We start from the raw sequence: 20,192 nt of genomic DNA, 5'->3' as shown, positions 1-20,192 counted from the left end.
TTGCAGCCACGGAATCAGCGGTGGGCGGCGACCAGTAGCATCATTGGGCGTTCAAGCTCTTCTGCCAGTGCAGGACGGGCCTTCAGGTCCGCTTCGCTCGGGCCCCACTCGTCGACATGAGTCAGGGTAAACCCCGCCTGGATCAACAGCGTCAGCAACGTGCCCACGGTGCGATGTTGCTTGATCACACCCTCCGCCAGCCAGTTTGTCACCCGTGGTCCTTGCAACTGGTAGCTGTCCACCGGCCAGCTCTTGCGCCCTTGCTCATCAATCAGCCAGCCCGGCTGCCGTGGCGCCATGAAGATCGGATGCTCGATGGAAAATACCAACCGCCCGCCCGGGACCAACGCTTGATGGATACGCGCGAACAGGCCCTTAAGATCGACGATGTAATGGAACGCCAATGAGCTATAGGCCAGGTCGAAAGTGGCATCCGGAAGCTCGAGTTTTTCCAGGTCGGCAATGGCGTAGGTGATGGCCGAAGAGGACGTCATCTCCCTTGCCCGCGCCAGCATCTTTTGCGAGACATCCAGCCCCAGCACCTGTTCGGCGCCCTGCTCCTGCGCCCAGCGACTGAACCAGCCGTAGCCGCAACCCAGGTCTACCACTTTCAATCCCGACATGGGCGGCAGCATGGATTGCAACGCCGGCCACTCCGGCGCGCCGGCGAGGCCTTCTACCGAGCGGCCCATTTTGCTGTAGCCCTCGAAGAAAACCTCGGTGTCGTAGATGTTCTGAGTCATGACGCTGCTCCGTGCTGAATGGCGACTATTCTGCCGAATCAGCCCTCGCTCAACAACGCATCCACTTCAGCCGTGCCCGGTGACGTGGCCGGCCCCCAGCGCGTGACCGCCAAGGCCGCCGCCGCGTTCGCGCGACGTGCCGCGACAGCTGGCGCCAAACCATTGGCCAGGCCAGCGATAAACACCCCGGCGTGAGCATCGCCGGCACCGTTGCTGTCCACCGCCTTGACCTTGAATCCCGGCACATGCTCGGCCTGGCCATTACGGCTGATCCAGCAGCCATTCGGTCCATCGCGCACCACCAGCAAGGTGTCGGCGGGCAAGTGCTCGTTGAGCTTGAGCAATGCCCCCGCCAGATCGCTCGCGCCGGTAAAGGCCAGCGCTTCCGGACCGTTGCTGGTCCAGATATCGATACGCGGCAACAGGGCGACCATCAAGGCCGAGTCCGGTGCCTTCACCAGCGGGCCCGGATCGAACACCACCGTGATCTGGCGCGGCAATGCCAATAGCCAATCGAGCAACGCCTGGGCCTTGCCTTCCAGCAGCAGGCTGTAGCCACTGACGTACACGTAGTCGTCGTCGCGTGGTACCGCATTGGCCAGGTCTTGCGCCAGCAAGTCACCCTCAGCGCCAATATGGGAAATGAAGGTGCGCTCGGTAGTGGCTTCGGTCAGGGACACACACAGGCCTGTGTCCTTGTCGTCGCTGGCGGCCAGGGCCATTTCAATGCCCTCGGCCTGCATCGCCGCGCGCGCCAGGTCGCCGAAGCGGCCGGTGCCATGGCGGCCCAGGTAGACCACCGGCAAGCCGTTGCGTCGGGCCGCGGCCATCACGTTGAAGCCACCGCCGGCTTCGAAGCTGGCGGAGTTGGCCAATACATCGCCACCGGTGGCAGGCAATGTGTCGAGGGACATGACCAGGTCAACGATGACCTGGCCGCTGTGCAGCAATCTAGACATTAGCGCTCTCTACCAAAGCCGGGCGACGATCAGCCGCGCCACCCAGTACCGCATAAATCCCGCCGGCCACCAGGAAGGTGACGATCCAGCCCAGGCCGTTGTGGCCCAGCCACGAATCGGACAGCGGACCGGCGAACCAGATGTTCTCGGCCGTGGTGCCGATGGTGGTGAAACTGAAGCCCAGCACGATCGCAATCGCCCAGGCGCCGAACGCACGCCATTCAACCCCGCCGCGATACCAGTAGGCGCTGCTTGGCGTTACGTCCAGCAGGTCTTTGGGGCTGTAGTAGTGGCGATGAATCAGGTCGACCACAAAGATCCCGACCCAGGCGGTGATCGGTACCGCCAGCAACGAGATGAAGGTGATGAACGGGCCGTAGAAACTGTCGGCGATCAGCATGAAGTAGATCGAACCGGCGAAGATCGCAACGATGTCGACGATCACCGCGTGCACGCGCTTGACCTTCAAACCGAGGGTCAAGGTGGTGAGCCCCGCCGAGTACACCGACAGGTTATTCGACAGCAACAGCCCGCCAAACGCGGTGATCAGGTACGGCACCGCCATCCAGGTCGGCAGCATGTCGCGGATCGCGATGATCGGGTCAGTGGCCGACGCCAGGTCGTTGTTGCCCACCGACAGCAAGCCGCCGAGGGTGATCAACAGCACCAGCGGAATCCCCGCACCGAATGCCGCGGAGGCCACCAGGCGCACGGCCTTGACGCTGCGGTGCTGGTAGCGCGACATGTCGGCACCGGCGTTGGCCCAGCCGATACCCGTACCGGCCGCCATGGTGCCGACGCCGATGATCATCGCGCTCAACGGCGCAGGCGTGGCGTTGAACACCGCGCTCCAATCGATGGTGGCGCAGAGGAAACCGCCCACCAGGATATTCAGCGCGCCGAACACGTAGGTGGCCCACTTCTGGATCACCAGCAAGGTGGCGTGGCCCAGGCCCGATACGGCGAGGGTCAGCAGCACGAAAATGCCAATGAACAGCAGGGTCAGTACCGGCGCGCTTTTGGCGGCAACCGGCGAGTTGAACAGGATCGAGCACAACGACAACAGCACGAACGCAGCCGTAGTGGTGTTGACGGTTTCCCAGCCGAGGCGCGACATCAGCGACACCAGCGTCGGCCCGATATTGCCGCGTACGCCAAAGATCGCCCGGGACAGGGTCAGGCTCGGTGCACGGCCACGACGGCCGGCGATGGAGATGATGCCCACCACGGCAAACGAGCCGGCGGCGCCGAGGATCGCCACGATGATTGCCTGCCAGATCGCCAGGCCGCGAAACGCTACGAGGGTCGCGCCCAGGGGCAAGCCGAGGATGCTGATGTTGGCCGCAAACCAGACCCAGAACAGTTGCAGCGGATGGCCGTTGCACTCGCCTTCCGGGACCGGCTCGATGCCGCGTGTTTCCAATTGCCCGGCGCTTTGGCCGGAAGAGGACGTACTCATGGTGGGGTGCTCCTGATGCCTGTTTTTTTGTGGTTGTGGCAGGTTGGCAAGTTGAATCTGTGTGCCGGTCTTCCTGACTCGACTGGATCAATGTGGGAGCTGGCTTGCCTGCGATAGCGTGGTGTCAGTCGATGATTCATCAACTGATCGACCGCTATCGCAGGCAAGCCAGCTCCCACATTTTTCGATCTGCGGTGCTCAGCGCAGCTCGAGCAGGCCTTGGACCAAGGGTTCCAGGTCCAAGCGGTTAACCTGCTTGACCTGTTCGATCATCGCCTCAGGCCAGCACTGCATCCCCAGGCACGCACCGAGCATCGCGCCGAGAATCGCCGCGATGGTGTCGGTGTCGCCGCCGAGGCTGGCGGCCATGCACAGGGCTTCGATGGCGTTCATTTCACCCACCGCGACTTGCTGCGCGAGGGCAAACGACACCACCACCGATTCCTGGGACGCCACGGAGGTGCCGATCAATTCGTAAAGCAGGTCGGTAAACAGCGCCTTGTCGCCGCTGTCGACGCTCAAGGTGCGCGCCCAACTGATGCGGGTGGCGATGCGCCCGCCGGCAATCCAGTGGCCGTGGTTTTCCGCCTGCTGGGCGATCTGCGTGCCGATGCTCAGCGCTTCGCCCAGATCGACGCCGTTGATCCCGGCGGAAACCACCGCCGCCACCGCCGCCGCGCTGGAGATGCCCAGGTTGGTGTTGTGGGTGACCTGGCACGCCTGGATCACCGCCTGGATAAACTGCGCCGGGTCGTTGACGTCCGCCGCGATGCCCACCGGGGTGATGCGCATGGCGGCGCCGTTGGTGGTGCCGTAGCGACCGGACTCTTCCGGGGTATGGCCCGCAAGGATCATGTCGATCGCACGCTTGGTCGAGGGGCCCAGCAAATCCTGGGAACCCTTGGCGCGCATCACCGCTTCCCAGTCGATCAAACGTTGGGCGAGTTCGGTGGGTTCAATCCTGCCCTGCCCGTCCACCAGCAACTGGCCGACGAGGATCGCCTGTTCGGTGTCATCGGTGATCGAGCCCTTGGGCATGTTCGGCGCGATCGGCTGATCGGCGTCGGCATCTTCCAGGCCGGTGATCGCGCCGAAACGCGCCTTGACCTGCTCGCGGCTCAGGGACTGGGTGGGCATGCCCAACGCATCGCCCAAGGCCAGGCCGTAGAAGGCGCCGAGGGCGCGGGTGGTGGCGGTCATGTCGGTGTTCCAAATTGAAGGTGCAAGCGGAAATGCAGAGGGTCGAGCAGGCTTTCGACGGACTCCATGAAGCGGTCCTGGCGGTCGTAGGTGGTGCGCAGGGCCTTGAGGAACACCGTGCCCACCGGGCGCCCCAGAAGCTGGGCGTCTTCTTCGTTCAGAGGCTCGGCACCGATCCATTGGTTGCCGGTGGCGCCGACATAGCCATAGGCCGCCAGGGTGATGGTCAGGGAATTATCGATCAGGCCGACTTGCGGCAGGCTTTCGAGGCCACCCGAGGCCGGCATCAGCGAGCGCTCCAGGGACACGAACGTGCCGTCGGCAGCGCGACGGCGGCGGTCGAGGGCGATGAATTGGTCGCTGCCGTGACGGCTGAGCAGGTCCGGGCGGGTGACCGCTTCCAGGCGCAGGATTTCGGAGGTCACCACCGCGCCGGTGTCGGCCAGGGCTTGGGCCCAGCCGCTGCGCTGGTCGAGCACCATGCCGTCGAAGGTGACGATGGAGCCGACACCGCTTTGGGTGGCGATGTAGCTGCGGCGCTTGAGTTCGGCCAGGGCTTCACGCAGGGTGCCGCGGCTGACGGAAAACTCTTCGGCCAGTTGGTGCTCGCCCGGCAGCAGGACACCGTCGGCCATCACTCCACCCTCGATACGGCGGATCAGCTCGTCGACGACGCGTTTTTTCTTATCAAATCGGACATGTCTAATCATGTACAAATTGATAACCGAAAGAGCCCGGCTACAGCAAGCGAATTATTTCAGGGAGAGCGAGAAATCAGCCTCAGGGCTCCAGGCCGATGGGGAAAAATACCCCGCCGCTCCAGACGCCAAGCCAGTTCTTACCGTTGATCGGACGGGTCACCGCCAGCTCCACCAACTGGTAGAACGCATTGCGGTGAACCAGGGCTTCGAGGTTGGTGCGCACCCGCAGGTATGGCGAGGGTTCCTGGGTGTCCGGGTCGATCACCACCCGCAGCGGATGCTCGATACCGGCCTCGACCTGCTCATCCACGTTGGTGGTAAAGCGCAGGACCTGGCTTTCGCCCTGCCCTTCGACTTCCAGGGTCACGGCGACGAAGGGCGCGTCATCGACCTTGATCCCGACCTTTTCCACCGGGGTGATCAGGAAATAATCATCGCCATCGCGGCGGATGATGTTGGAGAACAGCTTGACCATCGGCTTGCGGCCAATCGGCGTGCCCATGTAGAACCAGGTGCCGTCACGGGCGATGCGCATGTCGATATCGCCGCAAAACGCCGGGTTCCACAGATGCACCGGCGCGGGCCCCTTGCCCTTGGGCAATTGCGCCAACAACTCATTGGCCTTGGCCGAATCGGTCATGCTGCTCTCCTTGTGTCTTACTGATCGCTCATGCCCAACAGGCTGCGCGCGTAGTGCGCCAGGGGCTTGCCGATCAGATCTTCAGGCTTGTTGTCGTGGAACGTCAGTAAACCGCCACGGCTATGGATGCGCACAGTATCAATCAAATATTGGGTACTGGTCTCGATCAACATGACCTGGATGGTTCCGGTGTCGATACCCAGGCGATCCACCGCCTCCTGGTCAGACCATTCATCGGCGTTGCCGATACGGTCATCCGCCTGGGCGAAGCGGCAGTACAGCAGGTAATGCGCACCCGCCGCGCGGGCTTCCGACATCGCCTGCTCGAGGCCTTCCGGCTTGCGGGCGCGGCGGACCATCGGGAAATATTCGACAAAGCCGTTGAAGGCTTCCTCGGCCACCACGTTAGGCCGTGGATAAGCACTGCCCGGCGGGGTGAAGGCGCCCTGGGCGATGAAGACGAAGGAGTCCGGCTGTATGCGGACCGAATTGACGCGGCGAGTATCGCTGTGGTCCAGCAGCCCGGCATCGCTCATCTGATAGCGCGTGCCTTCGGCCATATCACTGACGGTCATGCAGCCACCCAGCGCGAGTGACGCCAGCACCAAAACCAGACTACGCATCCTAATTCTCCAGAGGCCGGTGACGGAAAACCGGCGAATGGGCACGAGATGCAGATTTTGCGCCAGCTTGCGGGACTAGCCGCCGATGATCTTCATGATGGTGGCGCCGCCGGAGAAGGCCACTTCCTGCTTGTCACCCAAGGCCTTGACCAACAAGCGCTGCAAGGCCGGCAGGGCCTGGTGGCGGGGTTTGTCCAGCAGGTCGCCGACGTAGTGGCGGTTGCTCGACGACAGGCAGCCATGCAGCCAGCCGGTGGACGACAGGCGCAAACGCGAACAGGTCCGGCAGAACGGCACGCTTTCGTTGGCGATGACACCGAAGAAACCTTTGCCGGGCACTTCGTAGCGCACGGCAGTGGCGTCCACCGGGGCGTTGGCTTGCAGGTATTCGTACTGTTCGCCGATCAGGCTGAGCAATTGCTGGAGGCTGACGAATTGCTGCAGGAACGCGTTGGAATCGTTGGCCAGGTGGCCCATGCGCATCAATTCGATAAAGCGCAACTCGTAGCCACGCTCCAGGCAGTAGTCGAGCAGCGGCATCACCTGGTCGAGGTTCTGGCCGCGCAGCGGCACCATGTTGACCTTGATCTTGATTCCGGCGGCGCTCGCCTGGTCCATGCCATCGAGCACGGTGGCCAGGTCGCCACCGCGAGCGATGCTGCGGAAGGCGTCGGCGTCCAGGGTGTCGAGGGACACGTTGATCCGGCGAATCCCGGCGTCCACCAGCAGCGGCAGTTTGCGCGCCAGCAGTTGGCCGTTGGTGGTCAGGCTGATATCACTGAGCCCCATCTGCCCCACCGCGCCCATGAAGGCTTCCAGCTTGGGGCTGACCAACGGTTCACCGCCGGTAATCCGCAGGCGCTCGATGCCGGCGGCCTCGATCAGGTACTCGACACCCCGCGCCATCGCCTCGGCCGACAGTTCGTCCTGCGCAGCCACCAGCCGCTTACCGTTGGGCACGCAGTAGGTACAGGCGTAATTGCAGGCTGAGGTCAGGCTGATCCGCAAATTGCGGAATCGCCTGCCTTGACGATCAACGATCATGGATCACTCCGGCAGAGGATAATTCGGGCGCACTAAAACCTGACTGAAAAATCAAGTTTTAGCAAGGTCCTTGCCTGAGTATATTCCTGGGTTACTGCGCTGGGCAGGAAATCATATCGCCATCACGCTGGCGAATGATTCAAGTGGCCGGCGTTTCGGCGTTCGGCAAATCGGTGCTGTGCTTGCGCTTGTTGCCCATGCGCACGCCGATGTCCATCAGGAACTGGAAGAAACCTTCCTGGTCTTCCAGCACATTGCTCCAGAACGGCGAGTGGTACAACGCCACGGCGCCGTGCACCAACGCCCAGGCGGCGCAGTAGTGGAAATACGGTGGCACGTCTTCGAGCTTGCCTTCGCTGATACGGCCCTTGATCAGCAGGGTCAGGCGTTCGAAGTTCGAGGCACGGATCTTGTGCAGCTCCTCGACCATTTCCGGCACCTGATGGCCCTTCACCACTTTTTCTTCCAGGCGATCAAACAAGCGGTAGCGCTGCGGGTCACGCATGCGGAACTCGAAGTAGGCGCGGGACAGCGCTTCCTTGTCCTTGTCGACATCGGCCGAGTGCAGCAGCTCGTTCAGGTCGCGCTCGTAGTCGAGCATCAGGCGCAGGTAGATCTCGGCCTTGGACTTGAAGTGCTTGTAGATAGTGCCTTTGCCGATACCCACGGCATCCGCAATCATCTCGACGGTGACGCTGTCTTCACCCTGGTCGAGGAACAGCTTGAGTGCGGTGTCGAGAATTTCCTGCTCGCGGCGGCGAAACTCACGGACCTTGCGGGGTTCTTTGTGCATAAGAAAAAGGTCTGCAGAGATGGATATTGGAAGGGCGTTCGCTCCCCAAGCCGTGCTTGTCGGAACGTTTTACCCGGTGCGCGGGATTATCCCGACTGAACGGTCGTTGGGCAACGCCTATATGAACAACCTTTGCACTTAACTTACAGCACGCCAACGAATGTGCCGATTCGAGTCAGAAATAAAACAGGTGATTGGCGCGTGTGCATCGCATCCAATGAGAACTCAACCGAAGCGGGCGTATTCCAAATCTGTTTAAAAAACGATCAGATGTGGCTGGACTGAATCGGATACTGATCAATACTTGAAATGTCGGCGTGGCATCTCCCCCAAGTGACGCGTCGACCTGGGTACCGACGGACTGCGTACCCTTGTTTTACTCCTAATGGTCTTAGCCCGGATTCACCCCCCAGAACCCGGGTTTTTTTTGCCTGCGATTCAGTGGCCGACGTGGGCCAGCGGGAACAGGCGCTTGAAGTTCTCGGTGGTCTGTTCGGCAAAGCGCTCGTAGGACTCGCCCCGCAGCATCGCCAGGTAATCCGCCACATCCCGTACGTATTCCGGCAGGTTGGGTTTGCCGCGATGAGGAATTGGCGCCAGGTACGGCGAATCGGTTTCCACCAGCAGGCGGTCTGCCGGGACCTGGCGCGCGACATCGCGCAGGGCATCGGCGTTGCGGAAGGTCACGATGCCCGACAAGGAAATGTAGAAACCAAGGTCCAGCGCGGCCTTGGCCATGTCCCAGTCTTCAGTGAAGCAATGCAGCACACCAGCCTGGGGCAGCGCGGCTTCGCGCAGCAGGGTCAGGGTGTCGGCACGGGCGCCACGGGTGTGGACGATCACCGGCTTGCCAGTCTGCTGGGCGGCTTGCAGGTGCAGACGGAACGACGCCTGCTGCAACTCGGCAGCTTCCGGTTCGTAGTGGTAATCCAGGCCGGTCTCACCGATGGCCACCACGCGCGGGTGATTGAGTTCACCGAGCAGCCAGTCGAGGGCCGGGGCTTCGCCGGGCTTGAGGTCCAGCGGGTGAATGCCCACCGAGCAGTCGACATCGGCATAACGATCGGCCAGGGCTTTGACGTCGGCGGCGTTTTGCGCGCTGACGCCGATGCACAGGAAGTGCCCTACCCCGCGCTGGCGCGCAGCTTCAAGGGCGGCGTCGAGGGAGCCGCCGTGCTGGGCCAGGTCGAGGCGATCAAGGTGGCAATGGGAATCTACGAGCATAGGGATCTACAACTTGAGTCACGGAAAGTGTCTGGCCAACGATACACCCGTCGGCCACTGAAATTAACGGCGGCCGAGCAAACCGACCCACTGCACCAGCAAGGCCTCAAGCAACAGCACGCGATTGAGGTTGGCCTTGCCGAGGACTTTCTGGCGTTGGGCGAGGATCCAGTCCTGGATGTTCAGCACCTTGTCCTGGGCGCTCTTCTGCGCCAGGTATTGCACGACTTTGCGCATGTCCGGCAGCCCAAGGCCGTTTTCGTCCTGGGTCAGCTGGTAGCGCAGGATCAGGCTCGACCAGTCGCAAAACCAGTCGAACAGCAGCAGCAAGGGAATGTCTTTCCAGGCGCTTTCGGCCAGTTGCGTGGCCGACACTTCCTGCTTGAGCAGTTTCTTCACCCCGTCCACCACCTGCGCACGCTGTTCACGCACGCCCTGGGCCTGGAGCTTGACCGCCGCCAGGGGCGAACCGGCCGCCAGGGTCAGCAACTCGACGCGCTCCGCCTCGCCGCAGTCCGGCAACGCCTGGGCCAGCCACTGCAGGCTCATGGCTTCGCTCGGCAACGGGCAGGCCTGCTGCACGCAGCGACTGCGAATGGTCGGCAGCAGGCGGCTGGACTGGTGGCTGACCAGCAGCAGCACGGTATCGCCGGACGGTTCTTCCAGGCTCTTGAGCAAGGCGTTGGCGGCGTTGATGTTCATCGACTCCACCGGTTCGATCAGCACCACCTTGCGCCCGCCCATCTGCGCGGTCTGCACCACGAAGCTGACCAGATCACGCACCTGGTCGACCTTGATCGCCTTGTCGGCCTCTTCCGGTTCCAGCAGATAGTTGTCCGGGTGGCTGCCGGCCTTGAGCAGCATGCAGGATTTACATTCGCCGCAGGCTTCCAGGCCGTTGGGCCGCTGGCACAACAAGCTGGCCATCAGCCGCTCGGCCAGGGCGCGCTTGCCGATGCCCACCGGGCCGTGGAGCAGGTAGGCGTGGGCGTGCTGGGCACGGCCCGCCAGTTGCTGCCAGAGGCTGTCCTGCCACGGGTAGGCTTCAGCCACGGACACGCTCCACAAGCTTCGGCAACAGGGCGTCAATGCACTGCTGAACCTGAGTCAACGGTTGTGCGGCGTCCAACAGGTAGTAACGGGCGGGGTCGGCTTCGGCGCGCTTGAGAAACGCGCCGCGCACAGCTTCAAAAAAGACTCGGGTTTCCAGTTCGAAACGATCGAGGCGACCCCGGGCGGAGGCACGGGCCATGCCGACTTCCACCGGGAGATCGAACACCAGGGTCAGGTCGGGCCGCAAATCGCCCTGGACGAAGGTTTCCAAGGCCGCAATGCGCTCCAGGGACAAGCCACGACCGCCGCCCTGATAGGCATAGGTGGAATCGGTAAACCGGTCACAAATCACCACGGCGCCCCGGGCCAGTGCCGGGCGAATGACTTCGGCCAGGTGCTGGGCGCGGGCGGCGAACACCAGCAACAGCTCGGTGTCGGGGTTCATCTGTTCGTCGCCCGGGGTCAGCAGCACTTCACGGATACGCTCGGCCAGTGGCGTGCCGCCAGGCTCACGGGTCAGCAGCACCTCGATACCTTCGGCGCGCAGGCGCTCGGCCAGGTATTCACGGTTGGTGCTCTTGCCGGCGCCTTCCGGGCCTTCCAGGGTAATAAACAAGCCAGTCACAGGCAGTCCTTAGTCAGAGTCATTGCGGGCTTTGCGGTGCGGCGTCATCGGGTGCCGGAGCCGGCTCGGCGGGCGTATCCAGCGGCGCGTCCGCAGGCTTTGCCGCCGGCGCCGGGCTGGAACGGTAATCGGCGCGACGCTTCATCTGGAACTCACGCACTGCTGCGTTATGCGCATCCAGGTTATCCGAGAAAATATGGCTGCCATCGCCTCGGGCAACGAAATACAGGCTGCTGCCCGCCACCGGGTTCAGCGCAGCATGAATCGCCTCCCGCCCGACCATGGCGATCGGCGTCGGCGGCAGGCCGGCGATCACGTAGGTGTTGTAGGGCGTGGCTTCCTTGAGGTGCGCGCGGGTCAACTTGCCGGTGTAGCGCTCGCCGAGGCCGTAGATCACCGTCGGGTCGGTTTGCAGCAGCATGCCGATCTGCATGCGCCGCACGAATACCCCGGCGATCTGGCCGCGCTCTTCCGGCACGCCGGTTTCTTTCTCCACCAGCGAGGCCATGATCAGCGCTTGATAGGGGTCGGTGTACGGCGCATCGGCCGCGCGCTTGCTCCACTCCTGGGCGAGGACATCGTCCAGACGGTTGTAGGATTTTTTCAGCAGTTCGACGTCGCTCATGCCGCGCACGAAGCGGTAGGTGTCCGGGAAGAAGCGCCCTTCAGGAAATACGCCCGGGTGGCCGAGTTTTTCCATCACCTCGCTGTCACTCAGGCCGGACAGGGTCTGCTCGATCTTTTCATGCTTGGCCAGGGCCGCGCGCACCTGGCGGAAGTTCCAGCCTTCCACCAGCGTAATGCTGTACTGCACCACTTCGCCACGCTGCCACAAGCCGATCAGGCCCTCGGCGGTGAGGCCCGGGGTCATGCGGTATTCGCCGCTGTGCAGCGGCTGGCCGTCGAGGTTGAAGCGCCAGTAGAGACGCAACCAGAACGCATCCTTGAGCACGCCGTCATTTTCCAGGCGATTGAAGGTGCCGGTGGGCGTCGCGCCAGCCGGTACGTCCAGCAATTGCTCCTGGGTCAGATTCAAGGGCTGCTCAAGGGCGGAGTTCAGCTTCCAGGCCGAAGCGCCCAGCAGCAAACCCGCCAGGACCAGACCGATCTCCAGCAACAATACAAATTTACGTCTCAAATCAAATATCCAATAGTGCGCGAACAATGCCCTGCAGTTTACGGGTGAGCGGCCCAACCGGCCAGCTCATCGCAGCACATCCGCGCACCGGCCAAATGCCATATACGCTGTTGCACACCAAGACTTCATCGGCCTGTTGCAGCTGCTCAAGGCTGATATCGGCCACGCTCGTCGGAATGCCCAACGCCTGCGCCTGGGCCAACACCTCGGCCCGCATGACGCCGGCGACGCCGCAGCGTTTCAGATCAGCGGTCAGCAACACGCCGTTACGCACCAGAAACAGGTTGCTGAAGACGCCTTCGATGACTCGACCGGACATATCCAGCATCAAACCTTCGGCGTGTTCGGCATCCTGCCATTCGGCGCGGGCGAACACCTGTTCCAGTCGATTGAGGTGCTTGAGGCCGGCGAGCAACGGTTGCTCGGACAAACGCGTGGTACACGCAAACAGGCGGATGCCTGACGCTGCATGTTCCGGGGGATAAGTGGCAGGTGGACTGCCTTGCAGAATGCGCCGCGCCGGAGCGCCAGCACTGATGCCATAACCGCGCTGGCTGTCGCCACGGGTTAGGATCAACTTGAGTACACCGTCACCGAGGGCGGCGGCGTAGGCCAGCAATTCGCTGCGGATCAGGGGTTGATCCGCAACAATCGCCAACCGCCTGCAACCTTCTTCAAGGCGCTGCAGGTGGCGGTCAAGCAGCACGGGCTGCCCGACCTTGACGGCAATGGTCTCGAACAGCCCATCACCGTATGCCAGGCCACGGTCTTTCAGGGGCACTGCGCCCGCCGGCTGACCGTCGACCCAGCTCTCCATCACTCGGCGAACCGGCGGAACACCAGGGAACCGTTGGTACCACCAAAACCGAACGAGTTGGACAGCACCACGTCGATCGGCATCTTCTGCGGCTCGTGAGGCACGAAGTTCAGGTCGCAGCCCTCATCCGGTTCATCGAGGTTGATGGTCGGCGGAGCGACCTGATCCTTGATGGCCAGCACGCTGAAGATTGCCTCGACCGCTCCCGCCGCACCCAACAGGTGCCCGGTCATGGACTTGGTGGAACTGACCGCCAGCTTGTAGGCATGCTCGCCGAACACCGACTTGATGGCCTCGGCTTCCGCCAGGTCGCCGGTCGGGGTCGAAGTGCCATGGGCATTGATGTACTGCACCTGGTCAACGTTGACCTTGGCATCACGCAACGCATTGGTGATGCAGCGTGCAGCACCCGCGCCGTCCGACGGAGGCGAGGTCATGTGGTACGCATCACCGCTCATGCCGAAACCAATCAGCTCGGCGTAGATGGTGGCGCCACGGGCCTTCGCGTGCTCCAGCTCTTCGAGTACCAGCGCACCGGCACCGTCGGCCAGAACAAAACCGTCGCGGCCCTTGTCCCACGGACGGCTGGCACGGGTCGGCTCGTCATTGCGGGTCGACAACGCACGGGACGCGCCGAAGCCGCCCATGCCCAAACCGCAGGCGGCCATCTCGGCACCGCCGGCGATCATCACGTCGGCCTCGTCATAGGCGATATTGCGCGCCGCCATGCCGATGCAGTGAGTGCCCGTGGTGCACGCCGTGGAAATGGCGTAGTTAGGCCCCTGGGCACCCAAGTGGATGGACAGGAAACCGGAAATCATGTTGATGATCGAGCCAGGCACGAAGAACGGTGAAATTCTGCGAGGGCCGGACTCATGCAGGGTGCGGCTGGTTTCTTCGATATTGGTCAGACCGCCAATACCCGAACCCATGGCCACGCCGATGCGCTCACGGTTGGCGTCGGTGACTTCCAGGCCGGCATTACGCACCGCCTGAAATCCGGCTGCCAGGCCGTATTGAATGAACAGGTCGAGTTTGCGGGACTCTTTGACCGAGAGATATTCCTCGACATTGAAGTCCTTTACCGAGCCGCCAAAACGGGTGGAATAGGCAGAAAGGTCCGTGTGTTCGATCAGACCAATACCACTGCGGCCAGCCAGAATGCCCTGCCAACTGCTCGGCACATCCGTACCCAGTGGCGACAACATACCCATACCGGTGACTACGACGCGTCTACGCGACACAGCACTCTCCTTTTTCTAATGACGACACTTTGCATCAGGCTTAAAGGAAAAAACCGCACGCCATAGGGCAGTGCGGTTTTTCCATCACAGCAAGCGACGATTACAAACTATTACGCCTGGTGGCTAGTAACGTAGTCGATAGCAGCTTGAACGGTAGTGATTTTTTCAGCTTCTTCGTCCGGGATTTCGGTCTCGAATTCCTCTTCCAGAGCCATCACCAGCTCAACGGTGTCAAGGGAGTCGGCACCCAGGTCTTCAACGAAGGAAGCGCTGTTGGTCACTTCTTCTTCTTTAACGCCCAGTTGCTCGGCAACGATTTTCTTGACGCGCTCTTCGATGGTGCTCATACCTTGTTTTCACTCCTAATGGACAAATTCAGGCAGCTGGCCAGTGGGTAAGTGTATAGAAAGACTTTTCAGCTTTTCAACTGAAAGCTTCACCCTCGTACCCTATTGGCCATCTGCCTATAAATAGATTGCAGCTTTATAACGGATTTTAGACAGCTCGTATGACATTTTTTTGAAGCGATCCGTCACAATTTAACTCATGTACATCCCGCCGTTCACCGGGATTGTAGCCCCAGTCACGTATGCCGCACCGTCGGATGCCAGGAAAGCGACCACATTCGCGATCTCTTGAGCCTGGCCCAGACGGCCCAGCGGAATCTGCGTCAGCAACGCTTCACGCTGCGCTTCAGGCAATTCGCGGGTCATATCGGTGTCGATGAACCCTGGGGCCACCGAGTTGACCGTAATCGACCGCGAGCCTACTTCACGCGCCAATGCACGGCTGAAACCTTCCAGACCGGCCTTGGCGGCTGCGTAGTTTACTTGGCCTGCGTTGCCCATGGCACCCACAACAGAGCCAATATTGATAATTCGACCCCAACGAGCCTTGGTCATGCCGCGCAAAACACCCTTGGACAGGCGAAACAGACTGTTCAGGTTGGTATCAACGACGTCATGCCACTCGTCGTCTTTCATACGCATCATCAGGTTATCGCGGGTAATACCGGCATTGTTCACCAGAATAGCCGGTGCACCGAATTGCGCCGTGATTTCAGCCAATACGGCCGCCACGGACTCATCGCTGGTAACGTTAAGCTCAAGACCGGTGCCCTGGACGCCGTTTTCCTTCAGCGTCGCGGCAATACGTTCAGCGCCGGCGGCGGAGGTTGCGGTACCGATGACCACAGCGCCCAGACGGCCCAGCTCCAGGGCGATCGCCTGGCCAATGCCACGGCTTGCGCCGGTGACCAGTGCAACTTTACCTTGCAGACTCATGCAGGCTTCTCCTAGGTTCGGAAATTAACGTCAGGCCAGGGCTGCGCGAGCGGCAGCGAAGGCATCCGGGGTATTGAGGTTGGAAGTCGACACGCCTTCGGCGCAACGCTTGTTCAGGCCGGCGAGGACTTTGCCCGGGCCGCACTCTACCAATTGGGTGGCGCCGTTGGCGGCCAGGGTCTGCACCGACTCAACCCAGCGAACCGGCTTGTACAGCTGCTCCAGCAGATCGCGCTTGAGGGTTTCCAGGTCAGAGGCCACGGCGGCACTGACGTTCTGCACCAACGGAATCTGCGGCGCCTGCCAGTTGATCGCAGCGATCGACTCGGCGAAACGCTCGGCAGCCGGGCGCATCAGTTCGCAATGGGACGGCACGCTGACCGGCAACGGCAACGCACGCTTGGCGCCACGGGCCTTGCAGCCTTCGATGGCGCGCTCTACCGCCGCCTTGGCGCCGGCGATCACCACCTGGCCAGGGGAGTTGAAGTTCACGGCGCTGACCACTTCGCCCTGGGCCGCTTCGGCGCAGGCGGCAATCACGTCAGCATCTTCCAGGCCGAGAATGGCAGCCATGCCGCCCTGCCCGGCAGGGACCGCTTCCTGCATCAACTGGCCACGACGCTCCACCAGCTTGACTGCTTCACCGAGGGTCAGGCTGCCAGCGGCCACCAGGGCGCTGTATTCGCCCAGGCTATGACCGGCAACGTAGGCCGGACGTGCACCACCTTCAGCCAACCACAGGCGCCACAGGGCGATGGAGGCGGTGAGGATGGCGGGTTGGGTCTTGTCGGTTTGATTGAGCAGCTCTTCCGGCCCTTGCTGGGTCAGTGCCCACAGGTCGTAACCCAAGGCATCGGAGGCTTCCTTGAAAGTGTCCAGGACCAACTGATGTTCCGCGCCCAGCTCGGCCAACATGCCGAGGGACTGCGAACCCTGCCCTGGAAAGACGAATGCGAGGGATGTAGACATGTAACAAGCCCCTAATGATCTGGTCGTCGGAAATTGGCGCCCCACACGTGGGAGCGCAAGAAACTGACAGATTGGATGGTCAATTGAACTGGCCGGTCACATTTAAGCATTTCCGGCCCGATTCGCCTAAGGCAACAGATCCTCAAGGCGGCCGTGCAAGCGTTGCGGCAGGTTTTCCTGGATCTCGATCAAGGCGCGCTGGATGGCACTTTGAAAACCCTGCACCCCCGCCGAACCATGACTTTTCACCACGATGCCCTGCAGCCCCAGGAAACTCGCACCATTGTGCCGCGCCGGAGCCAGGTCAGCCTGCAAGCGCCGCATCAAGGGCAGCGCCAGGGCGCCCACCAGGCGTGACGCCAGGTTGCGCTTGAACAAGGCCTCGATGCGCGCAGCAATCATCGTCGCCAGGCCCTCGCTGGACTTGAGCAGGATATTGCCGACAAAACCGTCGCACACCACCACGTCGGCTTCGCCGCGGTACAGACCGTCACCCTCGACAAAGCCGATGTAGTTCAGGCCTCGCGCGCTTTGCAACAGCGTCGCCGCCAGCTTGACCTGCTGGTTGCCCTTGATGTCTTCGGTGCCGATATTCAGCAGCGCCACCCGAGGCCGGGCCACGCCCAGCGCTTCGGCCGCCACCGACCCCATCAGGGCAAAGTGCAGCAGATGCTCGGCACTGCAATCGACGTTCGCCCCCAGGTCCAGCAACTGGCAATAGCCCTGCTGGGTCGGAATAGCCGCAACCATCGCCGGCCGGTCAATGCCCGGCAGGGTTTTCAGCACATGCCGGGACAACGCCATCAACGCCCCGGTATTGCCGGCACTGACACAGGCCTGGGCCTTGCCGTCGCGTACCAGCTCAAGCGCCACCCGCATCGAAGAATCAGGCTTGCCGCGCAAGGCCTGCGCAGGCTTTTCATCCATGGTGATGGTTTCGCTGGCCGGAGTAATAGTCAGGCGCGCGCGATCCACCGCCGGATGGCTGGCAATCAGTTCTTCAAGTAAGGAGGGTTGACCGACGAGGGTCAGGTGCAGCGAGGGGGTGGCAGACAGGCAAGCAATGCAGGCCTGAACAATGCTGCGGGGACCGAAGTCCCCGCCCATTGCGTCAATCGCGATGACTTGAGCAGACAAGTGATTACTCGTCAGCGCCCTTGTCGATCACTTTACGGCCACGGTATACGCCTTCTGGCGATACGTGGTGACGCAGGTGAACTTCACCGGTGGTTTTTTCTACAGACAGAGTGCTTGCCGTCAGGGCGTCGTGCGAACGACGCATGTCACGGGCAGAGCGGGATTTTTTGTTCTGCTGAACAGCCATAATTGATTAACTCCTAAACGTTTGGGTCACGCTTTAACTGCGCCAATACACTGAACGGGTTGGACCGCGTTACCTCGTCCTCGCTCGGTTCGGGCTCATCGAGACCCGCCGGCTGCTGGCATTCTTCCGGATGATGAGCAGGCACAATGGGCAAGGCGAGCAAAAGCTCCTCCTCGATCAGTGACTGCAGATCCAAAGGATCTTCGCCCAGTTCCAGCACGTCATAACCTTTCGGCAACGACTGGGTATTCGCACCCTCTTTCACCACAGCATAACTGCATTCGCTGTGGATCGGCAGGGTGACCAGCTCAAGACAACGCTGGCAAACCATTTTGACTTCGGTGTCGATAAAGCTGTGGATTACCACAGACTTACGTTCATCTCGTTCAAAAACGAATTTAGCCTGCACCGTACCGACAGTGTCGGAAAGCGGGTCGCAGAGTCTCTCCAAATCGGCCAGGAGCAGCTCACCTTGAAGGGTGGTGCCACGATCAGCCAATTTGCGCGGGTCAACGTGAGGTGGAATCGGGTCATTCAACATAGGCGCAGCATTATAGGGATGCACCCGGCCATGTCAAAGGAAATTCAGCCCTGTCCGTCACCGGGCCTCCCCGCTAGAATCCGCGACTGCCTTGAGGAGACGCCCATGCTGCCTTTATTACTCGCTTCCAGCTCGGTTTATCGCCGGGAATTGTTGAACCGCCTGCACCTGCCGTTCATCTGCAGTTCGCCGGATATCGACGAAAGCCACCGCCCGGACGAGTCCGCCGTGGAGCTGGTCAAGCGCCTGGCCGAGGAAAAGGCCCGCGCCCTGGCTGACAGCCATCCGGGCCACCTGATCATCGGCTCGGACCAGGTCGCCGCGCTCGACGGCCAGATCATCGGCAAGCCCCACACCTTCGAAAAAGCCCGTGAGCAACTGCTGGCGGCCAGCGGCAAGCGCGTCAGCTTCCTGACCGGCCTGGCTGTACTGAACAGCGCCACCGGCCATTGCCAGGTCGACTGCATCCCCTTCACCGTACACATGCGCACGCTGGACGCCGCACGCATCGAACGCTACCTGCGCATCGAGCAGCCCTACGACTGCGCTGGCAGCTTCAAGGCCGAAGGCCTGGGGGTGAGCCTGTTTCAAAGCACCGAAGGGCCAGACGCCACCAGCCTGGTCGGACTGCCGCTGATCCGACTGGTGGACATGCTACTGGCCGAAGGCGCACAGATTCCCTGAGAACATCACAAACAAATGTGGGAGCTGGCTTGCCTGCGATGCAGACACCTCGGTACATCAGTTGCACCGAGGTGATGCTATCGCTGGCAAGCCAGCTCCCACACTTGAGCCTTGTCGCGCTCAAGATCTCAGCGCAGGGTCGGACCCTGAAAGCCCATCCACATCGCCAACTGCTCAGCCACACTGGCACCCAGCTTCTTGGAGAAACGATCAAACGGCGATTCCTGAACAGTGAAGTCCACCAGTTCTTTCTCGCCAATCACGTCCCGCGCCACCGAACTGGCACTGCCCAGGCCATCGATCAAGCCCAATGGCAGCGCTTGCTCGCCAGACCAGACCAGACCGGAGAACAGCTCCGGATGCTCCTTATCCTTGAGCCGGTCACCGCGCCCCTGCTTCACACTGGCAATGAACTGCCGATGAGTGGTATCCAGCACACCCTGCCAGAACTGGGTTTCATCCGCCTTTTGCGGCTGGAACGGGTCCAGGAACGACTTGTGCTCACCTGACGTGTAGGTACGACGCTCAACCCCGAGCTTCTCCATGGTGCCGACAAAGCCATAACCGGCCGCCGTCACACCAATCGAACCCACCAGACTGGCCTTGTCGGCATAGATCTGGTCGGCAGCACTGGCGATGTAGTAGGCACCCGAGGCACCCAGGTCGGAAATCACTGCATACAGCTTGATGTCCGGGTGCAAGGCGCGCAGGCGACGAATCTCGTCGTACACGTAACCCGACTGCACCGGACTGCCGCCCGGGCTGTTGATGCGCAGGATCACAGCCTTGACCTTGGAGTCCTCGAAGGCCGCCCGCAGGCTGCTGACGATGTTGTCTGCACTGGCAGACTCCTTGTCGGCAATCACTCCGCGCACTTCGATCAACGCCGTGTAATGACCGCTTCGGGTGGCGCTCTTCTCCATGTCCATCAGCGGACTGAACAGCACCAGCATGCCCAACAGATAAATAAAGGTCAGAAGCTTGAAAAAGATCCCCCAACGCCGGGAGCGACGCTGCTCCTGGACACTGGCTAGCAGGGTCTTCTCCAGCAACTTCCAGCTTCTGTCATCGCCATTGTTATCGGCATTGGCCTTCTCAGGCGCTTTCCACTCATCGGTCATGCCATCT

23 protein-coding genes are annotated in these 20,192 nt (G+C 61.7%); 1 reads left to right on the top strand and 22 read right to left on the bottom strand.

The genetic code is table 11. The features are described from left to right. Positions 1-14 precede the first annotated feature (14 nt). The 21 genes from HX814_RS04410 to HX814_RS04310 all read right to left on the bottom strand — a co-directional run bounded on the left by HX814_RS04410 (position 15) and on the right by HX814_RS04310 (position 18,380). Positions 15-743, bottom strand: a complete 729-nt coding sequence (locus HX814_RS04410) for a bifunctional 2-polyprenyl-6-hydroxyphenol methylase/3-demethylubiquinol 3-O-methyltransferase UbiG (RefSeq protein WP_177008410.1) — start codon at positions 741-743, stop codon at positions 15-17. Between the two features lie 38 nt (positions 744-781). After that, a complete protein-coding gene (locus tag HX814_RS04405; protein ID WP_023659250.1) occupies positions 782-1,702 on the bottom strand; it encodes a PfkB family carbohydrate kinase in 921 nt (306 codons plus the stop codon). Continuing rightward, the gene (locus HX814_RS04400) at positions 1,695-3,161 is read right to left on the bottom strand and encodes a cytosine permease (RefSeq protein ID WP_008434943.1); all 1,467 of its coding nucleotides are present in this window, start codon (positions 3,159-3,161) and stop codon (positions 1,695-1,697) included. Before HX814_RS04400 ends, HX814_RS04405 begins: the two co-directional genes overlap by 8 nt. Positions 3,162-3,359: 198 nt before the next feature. Further along, entirely contained in the window at positions 3,360-4,361 is a 1,002-nt protein-coding gene (locus HX814_RS04395; protein WP_177008411.1) for an ADP-ribosylglycohydrolase family protein, read from the bottom strand. Beyond that, positions 4,358-5,071, bottom strand: a complete 714-nt coding sequence (locus tag HX814_RS04390; protein ID WP_080673275.1) for a GntR family transcriptional regulator — start codon at positions 5,069-5,071, stop codon at positions 4,358-4,360. Before HX814_RS04390 ends, HX814_RS04395 begins: the two co-directional genes overlap by 4 nt. Positions 5,072-5,141: 70 nt before the next feature. Then, complete coding sequence (locus HX814_RS04385) at positions 5,142-5,702, bottom strand: DUF1285 domain-containing protein (RefSeq protein WP_102369697.1); 561 nt, start codon at positions 5,700-5,702, stop codon at positions 5,142-5,144. A gap of 17 nt (positions 5,703-5,719) precedes the next feature. Beyond that, positions 5,720-6,325 carry a DUF4823 domain-containing protein gene (locus HX814_RS04380; RefSeq protein WP_004371272.1) on the bottom strand — a complete coding sequence of 202 codons (606 nt, stop codon included), beginning with the start codon at positions 6,323-6,325 and terminating at the stop codon, positions 5,720-5,722. Between the two features lie 75 nt (positions 6,326-6,400). Continuing rightward, a complete protein-coding gene (locus tag HX814_RS04375) occupies positions 6,401-7,369 on the bottom strand; it encodes a GTP 3',8-cyclase MoaA (protein WP_004371275.1) in 969 nt (322 codons plus the stop codon). A 139-nt stretch (positions 7,370-7,508) separates the two neighbouring features. After that, entirely contained in the window at positions 7,509-8,162 is a 654-nt protein-coding gene (locus tag HX814_RS04370; protein WP_004371278.1) for a TetR/AcrR family transcriptional regulator, read from the bottom strand. A 438-nt stretch (positions 8,163-8,600) separates the two neighbouring features. Beyond that, a complete protein-coding gene (locus HX814_RS04365; RefSeq protein ID WP_177008412.1) occupies positions 8,601-9,386 on the bottom strand; it encodes a TatD family hydrolase in 786 nt (261 codons plus the stop codon). Between the two features lie 63 nt (positions 9,387-9,449). Next, entirely contained in the window at positions 9,450-10,439 is a 990-nt protein-coding gene (locus tag HX814_RS04360; RefSeq protein ID WP_177008413.1) for a DNA polymerase III subunit delta', read from the bottom strand. Next, entirely contained in the window at positions 10,432-11,064 is a 633-nt protein-coding gene (gene tmk, locus HX814_RS04355; protein WP_004371284.1) for a dTMP kinase, read from the bottom strand. The genes HX814_RS04360 and tmk overlap by 8 nt, the downstream gene beginning before the upstream one ends. A 19-nt stretch (positions 11,065-11,083) precedes the next feature. Next, the gene (gene mltG / locus HX814_RS04350) at positions 11,084-12,202 is read right to left on the bottom strand and encodes an endolytic transglycosylase MltG (RefSeq protein ID WP_023659249.1); all 1,119 of its coding nucleotides are present in this window, start codon (positions 12,200-12,202) and stop codon (positions 11,084-11,086) included. Position 12,203: 1 nt separating this feature from the next. Then, positions 12,204-13,019 carry an aminodeoxychorismate lyase gene (gene pabC, locus HX814_RS04345; protein ID WP_177008414.1) on the bottom strand — a complete coding sequence of 272 codons (816 nt, stop codon included), beginning with the start codon at positions 13,017-13,019 and terminating at the stop codon, positions 12,204-12,206. Continuing rightward, on the bottom strand, positions 13,019-14,263 hold the full coding sequence (fabF, locus tag HX814_RS04340; RefSeq protein ID WP_004371291.1) for a beta-ketoacyl-ACP synthase II: 1,245 nt from the start codon (positions 14,261-14,263) through the stop codon (positions 13,019-13,021). The genes pabC and fabF overlap by 1 nt, the downstream gene beginning before the upstream one ends. A 110-nt stretch (positions 14,264-14,373) precedes the next feature. Next, positions 14,374-14,610 carry an acyl carrier protein gene (acpP, locus tag HX814_RS04335; protein WP_004371293.1) on the bottom strand — a complete coding sequence of 79 codons (237 nt, stop codon included), beginning with the start codon at positions 14,608-14,610 and terminating at the stop codon, positions 14,374-14,376. Positions 14,611-14,802: 192 nt separating this feature from the next. Further along, positions 14,803-15,546: a 3-oxoacyl-ACP reductase FabG gene (fabG, locus tag HX814_RS04330; RefSeq protein WP_004371297.1), complete on the bottom strand. Its 744-nt coding sequence runs from the start codon at positions 15,544-15,546 to the stop codon at positions 14,803-14,805. A gap of 30 nt (positions 15,547-15,576) precedes the next feature. Further along, positions 15,577-16,515 carry an ACP S-malonyltransferase gene (fabD, locus tag HX814_RS04325; protein ID WP_023659248.1) on the bottom strand — a complete coding sequence of 313 codons (939 nt, stop codon included), beginning with the start codon at positions 16,513-16,515 and terminating at the stop codon, positions 15,577-15,579. 126 nt (positions 16,516-16,641) lie between these two features. Next, a complete protein-coding gene (gene plsX, locus HX814_RS04320; protein ID WP_080673274.1) occupies positions 16,642-17,652 on the bottom strand; it encodes a phosphate acyltransferase PlsX in 1,011 nt (336 codons plus the stop codon). A gap of 4 nt (positions 17,653-17,656) precedes the next feature. Continuing rightward, positions 17,657-17,839, bottom strand: coding sequence for a 50S ribosomal protein L32 (rpmF, locus tag HX814_RS04315; protein WP_004371305.1), 183 nt, complete (start codon positions 17,837-17,839; stop codon positions 17,657-17,659). A gap of 13 nt (positions 17,840-17,852) precedes the next feature. Next, positions 17,853-18,380 (bottom strand): YceD family protein, encoded by a 528-nt coding sequence (locus tag HX814_RS04310; protein ID WP_004371317.1) that lies wholly within the window; start codon positions 18,378-18,380, stop codon positions 17,853-17,855. Between the two features lie 105 nt (positions 18,381-18,485). Here HX814_RS04310 and HX814_RS04305 point away from each other — a divergent pair, with 105 nt between their 5' ends. Beyond that, positions 18,486-19,064: a nucleoside triphosphate pyrophosphatase gene (locus HX814_RS04305; RefSeq protein WP_177008415.1), complete on the top strand. Its 579-nt coding sequence runs from the start codon at positions 18,486-18,488 to the stop codon at positions 19,062-19,064. Between the two features lie 128 nt (positions 19,065-19,192). Here the strand turns inward: HX814_RS04305 and HX814_RS04300 are convergent, their stop codons facing one another. Further along, positions 19,193-20,185 (bottom strand): S49 family peptidase, encoded by a 993-nt coding sequence (locus tag HX814_RS04300; RefSeq protein WP_177008416.1) that lies wholly within the window; start codon positions 20,183-20,185, stop codon positions 19,193-19,195. Between the last annotated feature and the right edge of the window lie 7 nt (positions 20,186-20,192).

This window comes from Pseudomonas sp. C8002, from assembly GCF_013385765.1.
In the GTDB taxonomy this organism is placed as follows: Bacteria; Pseudomonadota; Gammaproteobacteria; order Pseudomonadales; family Pseudomonadaceae; genus Aquipseudomonas.
The sequence above is the reverse complement of the archived record's forward strand: the minus strand, read 5'-3'. Positions and strand labels throughout refer to the sequence as shown.